Annotated in this window: 8 protein-coding genes; 2 read left to right on the top strand and 6 right to left on the bottom strand. The window is 50.5% G+C overall.

The window, feature by feature from the left end:
• Positions 1-155: 155 nt before the first annotated feature.
• From BEB54_RS27330 to cda, 4 genes are all read right to left on the bottom strand, one after another.
• Positions 156-344: a hypothetical protein gene (locus tag BEB54_RS27330; protein ID WP_024177148.1), complete on the bottom strand. Its 189-nt coding sequence runs from the start codon at positions 342-344 to the stop codon at positions 156-158.
• A gap of 706 nt (positions 345-1,050) precedes the next feature.
• The gene (locus BEB54_RS27315; RefSeq protein WP_072165042.1) at positions 1,051-1,173 is read right to left on the bottom strand and encodes a colicin release lysis protein; all 123 of its coding nucleotides are present in this window, start codon (positions 1,171-1,173) and stop codon (positions 1,051-1,053) included.
• Between the two features lie 93 nt (positions 1,174-1,266).
• Complete coding sequence (locus BEB54_RS27310) at positions 1,267-1,530, bottom strand: colicin immunity domain-containing protein (protein WP_001038407.1); 264 nt, start codon at positions 1,528-1,530, stop codon at positions 1,267-1,269.
• Positions 1,527-3,620, bottom strand: coding sequence for a colicin-D (cda, locus tag BEB54_RS27305; protein WP_001286654.1), 2,094 nt, complete (start codon positions 3,618-3,620; stop codon positions 1,527-1,529). The genes BEB54_RS27310 and cda overlap by 4 nt, the downstream gene beginning before the upstream one ends.
• Before the next feature lie 263 nt (positions 3,621-3,883).
• On the opposite strand from cda, the gene BEB54_RS27300 reads away from it, so the two are divergent.
• A complete protein-coding gene (locus tag BEB54_RS27300) occupies positions 3,884-4,129 on the top strand; it encodes a hypothetical protein (RefSeq protein WP_000820629.1) in 246 nt (81 codons plus the stop codon).
• 379 nt (positions 4,130-4,508) lie between these two features.
• Here BEB54_RS27300 and mbeA read toward each other — a convergent pair whose 3' ends face one another.
• Together mbeA and BEB54_RS27280 are read right to left on the bottom strand one after the other, a co-directional pair.
• Positions 4,509-6,107 (bottom strand): plasmid mobilization relaxase MbeA, encoded by a 1,599-nt coding sequence (gene mbeA, locus BEB54_RS30045; RefSeq protein ID WP_000635779.1) that lies wholly within the window; start codon positions 6,105-6,107, stop codon positions 4,509-4,511.
• The gene (locus tag BEB54_RS27280) at positions 6,097-6,420 is read right to left on the bottom strand and encodes a MobC family plasmid mobilization relaxosome protein (RefSeq protein ID WP_001444404.1); all 324 of its coding nucleotides are present in this window, start codon (positions 6,418-6,420) and stop codon (positions 6,097-6,099) included. Before BEB54_RS27280 ends, mbeA begins: the two co-directional genes overlap by 11 nt.
• Before the next feature lie 67 nt (positions 6,421-6,487).
• Here BEB54_RS27280 and BEB54_RS27275 point away from each other — a divergent pair, with 67 nt between their 5' ends.
• Positions 6,488-6,679: a Rop family plasmid primer RNA-binding protein gene (locus tag BEB54_RS27275; RefSeq protein WP_000165980.1), complete on the top strand. Its 192-nt coding sequence runs from the start codon at positions 6,488-6,490 to the stop codon at positions 6,677-6,679.
• The last annotated feature ends 73 nt before the right edge of the window (positions 6,680-6,752 follow it).

The following is a 6,752-nucleotide window of genomic DNA, read 5'->3' as shown; positions in this document are numbered from 1 at the left end:
CTGACACATGCAGCTCCCGGAGACGGTCACAGCTTGCCTGTGAGCGGATGCCGGGAGCAGACAAGCCCGTCAGGGCGCGTCAGCGGGTTTTAGCGGGTGTCGGGGCGCAGCCATGACCCAGTCACGTAGCGATAGCGGAGTGTATACTGGCTTAATCATGTGGCATCAGTGAGGATGGTATGAAAAGTGCACCATGCCGGGTGTGAAATGCCGCACAGATGCGTAAGGAGAAAATGCTCGTCCAGGCGCTTTTCCGCTTCCTCGCTCACTGACTCGCTACGCTCGGTCGTTCGGCTGCGGCGAGCGGTATCTGCCCACTCAAAAGCGGTGATAGTGTTATCCACAGAATCAGGGGATAACGCCGGAAAGAACATGTGAGCAAGAAACGAAAACCCCGAAAAAGGCCGCGCCGGAGGCGCTTTTTCCATAGGCTCCGCCCCCCTGACGGACTTCACAAAACAGACACTTTTTCGGTGCATCTGTGGGAGCCGTGAGGCTCAACCATGAAATCCGCCAGCGGTGGCGAAACCCGACGTGGCTTAAAGATCATCACCGTTTCCGGTGAATCGCTCCCTCCTGCGCCCCCACGTTCCCGCCATATCGATTACCGGATACCTTTTCCGCCTTTCTCCCTTGCGGGACACGTGGCGCTTTCTCATAGCTCACGTCTTCTGGTATCTCGGGGCGACTTAGGCAGTTCGCTCCGGGCTGGGCTGTATGCAGGAACCCCCCGTTCAGCCCGACTGCTGCACCTTCTCCGGTAACTGTTCTCTTGGGGCCAACCCGGAAAAGACACGACTTAACGCCACTGGCAGCAGCCATTGGTAACTGATTTAGAGGAGTTGCTCTTGAAGTTATGAACCAGTTAAGGCTAAACTGAAAAGACAGTTTTGGTGACTGTGCTCCTCCAAGCCAGTTACCACCGCCGATTAGAAGAGGTCGAAGACTTCTGATCGGACGGAAGGACCCGCCACAAGGCGGGTTTTTTCGTTTACAGGCAGCAGATTACGCGCAGAAAAAAAGGATCTCAAGAAGATCCTTTAATATTTTTCACTGAACCGCCACCCCGATTAGTTTCGAAGATGATGATGGAGCAATTGTTCCACCCTGAACATCCCTTACATAGTTAGCTTGGCAAGCAGTCAGACACAAAACAGCAAGAACGAGAATCATAGATCCCCCTATCTTTTTTTTCATGACATCTCCTTGTCATGAGTGAATATCTGACATTTATACTTAAATGCCAGATATTAAAATCACTCATGATTATAATTTAAATTTTTCCAAGATAGATCGGACCTCAACCTTAAGTCCATTATCATCAATTTCATAATCAGCCCTATCTGCATCAGGCTCAAATCGCTCAGCAGCCATAAACAACTCTTCCCCACAATTTAATATATTCGGAGACAAATCCTTAACACCATACAATCTTCTCCGTTCAACACAAATTCGCTCTGAAAACTCAATTGCTGTAATTTTCGAAGCTAAAAATAATTTCGCCAAATCGATCATTGCCATCTTGTTCATAGTTCACCCGTCTCTAAATAAATTCGACCATTATCCGCATCTGGATTTATTTTCCACCCAGATAAGAACTCACCATTTGACTTAATTATAACCACATTCATCGTATTAGGATTAAAATAAACTTTTGAACCTTTTTCTCTTCGGTATGTTCCTTTCTCTACTGTATCCTTATCCGATAAATGCTCCTCAATAGCATCCCTGAATTTAGTAAGAGTTTCACGATTCTTTTTTGTATCACTAATACCAAAATCACCAGCATGTTTATATTTTTTATCAAGTTGTTTACGCGAAAATCGCCCTGAATCCAGAGGATCATTAAGCATCACATAAACAGCTTCAACACCAGTCCCAGCAGCATCAGGACGCCAGTAAATAAAATCTCGTAGTCCACCAACATCAGAAACAGGAGTAATCGTCGTTACTGGCATTTCGACCGGTTTTACTTCCGTTCCTGTATGCACTGGTGTAACCGGAACGGGTTGATGATTACCTGTATCTGTTGGCACCGAAGGTTGTGGTACCGGATTAACCAGAATCGTCCGGGAAGGTGCGCCTACTACTGCTGGTAACGTGATTTTATCCAGTCCTGTTGCTGTATCACGGACAGCATTAAGAACAGGAACCGCAGCTGGGATACTTTCATTCCCTGTTTTCAGTAAATCCAGAGCTAATTGCCCGTTACTGTTTATCAATTGTCCACGAACAGGCAGATTTACACTCGTCGCACCAGGTTCAATGACCACGCCCTGTCCAGCCAACATCTGAGCACTCAGCGAAAACATCGCCTCCAGATTTCGCCCCGGCACGATATCACTTCCTGCTCCAGCTTCTTCTGAATGAAACCACAGAGCACCAAGAGAAATCCGCATAAGCAGGGGACTCACTTCGGGTATGGTTACTTTCTCCAGAGCATTACTGAAAAACTTGCTTATGTTGCCTGCAATATCACCAGCAGCAGTCCAGACACCAGTTCCGGTCATCGCCAGTTGTACAGAACTGGCAGTGTTATTCAGAACAAGAGCTCCCTGCTCATTCATTACTGAATTAGCCCTTTCCATCATTTCCTGTGTATATACAGGAGGCTGGTTCACACCTGCTTTACTAAATAACTCGGCTTTTGCTTTTTCAGCTTCAGCCCGGGCTACCGCTTCTTCTTTCTTGACTCTGAAATCATCCTTTGCTTTATTTTCGGCTTCCTGACGCTGACTCAGACCATTACTGTCCAGAATCTCTACAGTTGAAATATATAACGGAGAAACACCACTGCCATCAGGAAAACGAACAATGACATCATGATTATTACTGGACATCGTATAACCAGCCTCAACATAATTACCTGTCTCAGCAATAACTCCTTCTTCCTGAATTTCGGGATTAGACAGAACCGGAGTATTCATCTGACCCACACTTAATACCAGGTCCGGTAGATTTGGTGATACAGGGGCACTGTAAACATCTTTAATATTTGTTCCCGGACGACTCCGGTCCGGAACTGGAACGGCATCAACTACCGGCACTGTCATCGGAATACCTCCGATAATAGCCATATATTGCGTACCGTTCTGCATAAGGTCCATCAGACGATATTTCACCGGTACATTATTACCCGCTGCTGGTAACTGGCTGGCCGGAATATCCGTTACCTGTTCCAGTTGCTGTGTAACCATAAGACGAATAATTTTTTGCTCATTTCCGGAAGCAGGCTCCAGACGGGCAAAAGAAACAGCAGCCGGGCGAGACGGTTCTGGCAAACCACCACGTAAACCATTCTCAAGAACTGTTCGTGCAGCGGAAACTTTCTCGTTTCCCCAAGGGCTATGCACACTGACAGACCATCCCGACCAGTCTCCCTCTTCAAGTTCCTTATCCAGAATAATCCGGCGAATAATTCCCGGAAAAAGAACACTTTGTACAAGTGCGATACCCTGTGGGCTGTAATCCCCCCATCCCGGAGGCATGGATGGAGCGATACCTGATGAGCCTCCTGGTTTCACATCACCACCCGAAATCAGTCCTGTTGACGGCCACACGACCATCGAGTGCCCATAATCAATACCTTCTGTCGGACCACTACCTTCGTAATCACTCATAAAAACACCTCTTTGACTTTTAAAACAATGCGTTAAAAACAACAAACTGTACATAAAACCACTGGTTTTATGTACAGTAAAAAGTTACGTCACCTCGTAAATCCTGTCAACCCACTGGATTTACGTTTTTGTGAAAACGCTCAAGAAAAACAACCAATCATTCTTAAACTCAATGGCAACAGGCATGAAAGAAGGCTGATTAGCATAAGGAGAGAGCCAACAGTTAAACTGTTATGACACCAGAGAAACACCCGGAGACCACCATGAAACGCCATAGACTGACCGAAGCCGAAGAGCGCCGACTGGCAGAAGCCATTGCCGCTGAAGCTCGTGCCATGGGGCTGACGAAAAAGGACAAAATGCCGCAGGAAACAAAGCGACGCCTCCGGGCACGGATACTTAAAGCCATTCTTGATGAACGAACGGCCAGCAAAAATCGAGAAGCCACACTGACTGCCGGACAGGACCCGGATGACACCTTCACCTGGCAACCACTGCGCCGCCGCTAAGCTAAGGGTTATTTAACATAACCCCTTATTGTACGCACCGCTGAAATGCGTTCAGCGCGATCACGGCTGCTGACAGGTAAAAATGGCAACAAACCACCCGAAAAGTTGCCGCGATCGCACCTGATAAATTTTAACCGTATGCATAGCTATTCAGCCATGTGAATAACGCTGGTTTTGCCTGCGTAAACCTCATGACACTGTTTTTTTTCCATCTTTTCAGTTGATGACATACGCAGACATCGCGGGATGAGGCTGAGGAATGAGCGCGATCTGGCAAAGAGGCAAAACACAGCAACAAAAACGACACGCCAGAATCGCGCCCGGATGCGTTTTTAACGCGTTCCGGTACCATCTGGCAACCTCCCGGAACAACTCACCGTCACATCCCCATTGACGGGCCACGCCATACCCGTGCTTCCCGTTCCTGCTCTTCATGCCAGGACCGCGCACGCTCCCGTTCCAGGCGTGCCTGCCTTTCCTGTTCATCCCTTATCTGCTGTTCGTGATAAATAACCGACTCAAGCGGTCCACCTGCCCGGCTAATCTCAGCACCTGCTGACTCAAGTCGTCGCACTGTTCCCTCAGTTGCCCGTTCTCCTGTCGTGTCAGCTCGAACATATGCTGCAAATCCGTGAAGGCGCTCTCCCAGTCTTTCAGCCGCTGCGTATAGTCCTGCTGCAATTGCTCTAAGGCGTTCAGTAAGTGCATTTCCAGCTCTGTCATACTCACTTACTCCCTGACCAGTCTTACTGCGTTCTTCTTCTCCACCGTCCAGTTGTTTTCCCCCTTCACCCCGGACGGCAACACCAGAAATTTCCCGTTCCTGCCCTCGTGATACGTCACACCCCATGTTTTTTCCCGGAGTTTCGCCAGCGTCTCTTCCTGGTCCCTGATAGCCAGGATGTTCGCCGCAATACGGCTTTCCTGCCACTGAATCAGCCCCCATGACGCCAGAAAAATCCCGACCGTGACGCAAAGCGCCGTCAGCGACGGGTACAGTATCCGCCCTTTGACCAGCTTCCAGAGCAGCTCTTCCTGCCGCCGGGCAAGTTCGTTCTCTGTGGCGCTGAACTGCGCGTTCACGGCACTGTTCAGCGTCTCCAGTTGTTCTTTCACCGCTGCTGTGTGTGCGCTGATAGCGTCTCTGATTTTCTGCCCGTTTAAGTTCAGTTCCCTGTCTACAGACGCTTCGAGCTTCCTGAACTCGCTGTTCAGCATGTTCTCTGTAGAGACGGCACGCTCTTTCAGTTTCTTCTCGAAGTCTGTCCCCATTTGTAAAAGATTGCTCATACAGCGCCCCTTTCAGCCTGAGATTACGCCCGCCCTCCGGGTCGGCGATACTGATACTGCTCCTGGTTGTCCTCACCACCTCAAAACCTGCCGCTGTAAGCGCCTCAGTGACATCCTGACGCGTTTTTAGCGCTCCGGCATGGTAAAGAGCCTCCAGTCCCCTCGTAATCGCTTCTGCGGCCTCCTGTTTCGCTTTCGGCAGATTATTCGGGGTGACAAGTGTCCGCCTGTTCTCCGGTGCGTTCGGGTCGTGCAGCCCGTAATGGTGATTCACCAGTGTCTGCCAGGCATTGATTCGCGGACGGTCCGCCCGGTCGTAATAGGGCTGGAGCCGTTTTCCGCTCGCCAGCTCCATATTCGGGATGACAAAATTCAGCTCAAGACGCCCCTTGTCCTGGTGCTCCACCCACAGGATGCTGTACTGATTTTTTTCAAGACCGGGCATCAGTACCCGCTCAAAGCTCTCCATCACCCTTTCACGCTCTCCCGGTGGCAGTGTCTGCTCTGCAAAAGACAGAACCCCCGAGGTGTATTTTTTCGCAAACGGCGTGGCATCGATGAGTTCCCGCACCTCTTCGGGAGCACCCCGCAGAACTCTCGCCCCTTCCCGGTTACGCTCCCGGCCCAGCAGGTAATCAACCGGACCACTGCCACCGCCTTTTCCCCTGGCATGAAACTTAACTATCATCGCGTTCTCCCTGTTTACGGACCTCATCCCTCAGCTCACTCAGTTCACGTCCGATGGCCATCAGTGCAGCCACCACATGAACCCGGTCATGCCCCGACCACTGTCCACTGTTTATCTTCCGGGCTATCTGATTCAGGTTATTGCCGACCGAAGCGAACTGGCGCAACAGCGGCGGTGCCAGTGTCGGAAGACCTGACGTTTTCGATGGCGGTGCCCCCAGGCAGACCTTACGCATCCATGACGCAAGTTGTTTTCCCTCACAACGTGCCAGCAGCCGCGCATGTTCCTCATCCGTGACCCGTATCGTGAGCATCCTTTCGCGTTTCACCGGTATCATTAAAAACCTCCGACAGACTCCCCACACATGGAGAAACAGAACTGTGACTAAACAGGAAAAAACCGCCCTTAACATGGCCCGCTTCATCAGAAGCCAGACGCTGACCCTGCTGGAAAAACTGAATGAACTGGACGCCGACGACCAGGCTGACATCTGCGAAGCGCTTCACGACCACGCTGACGAGCTTTACCGCAGCTGCCTCGCACGCTTCGGGGATGACGGTGAAAACCTCTGACACATGCAGCTCCCGGAGACGGTCACAGCTTGCCTGTGAGCGGATGCCGGGAGCAGACAAGCCCGTCAGGGCG

It is taken from the genome of Escherichia sp. MOD1-EC6021 (genome assembly GCF_002965245.1).
Lineage (GTDB): Bacteria > Pseudomonadota > Gammaproteobacteria > Enterobacterales > Enterobacteriaceae > Escherichia > Escherichia coli_F.
The sequence above is the reverse complement of the archived record's forward strand: the minus strand, read 5'-3'. Positions and strand labels throughout refer to the sequence as shown.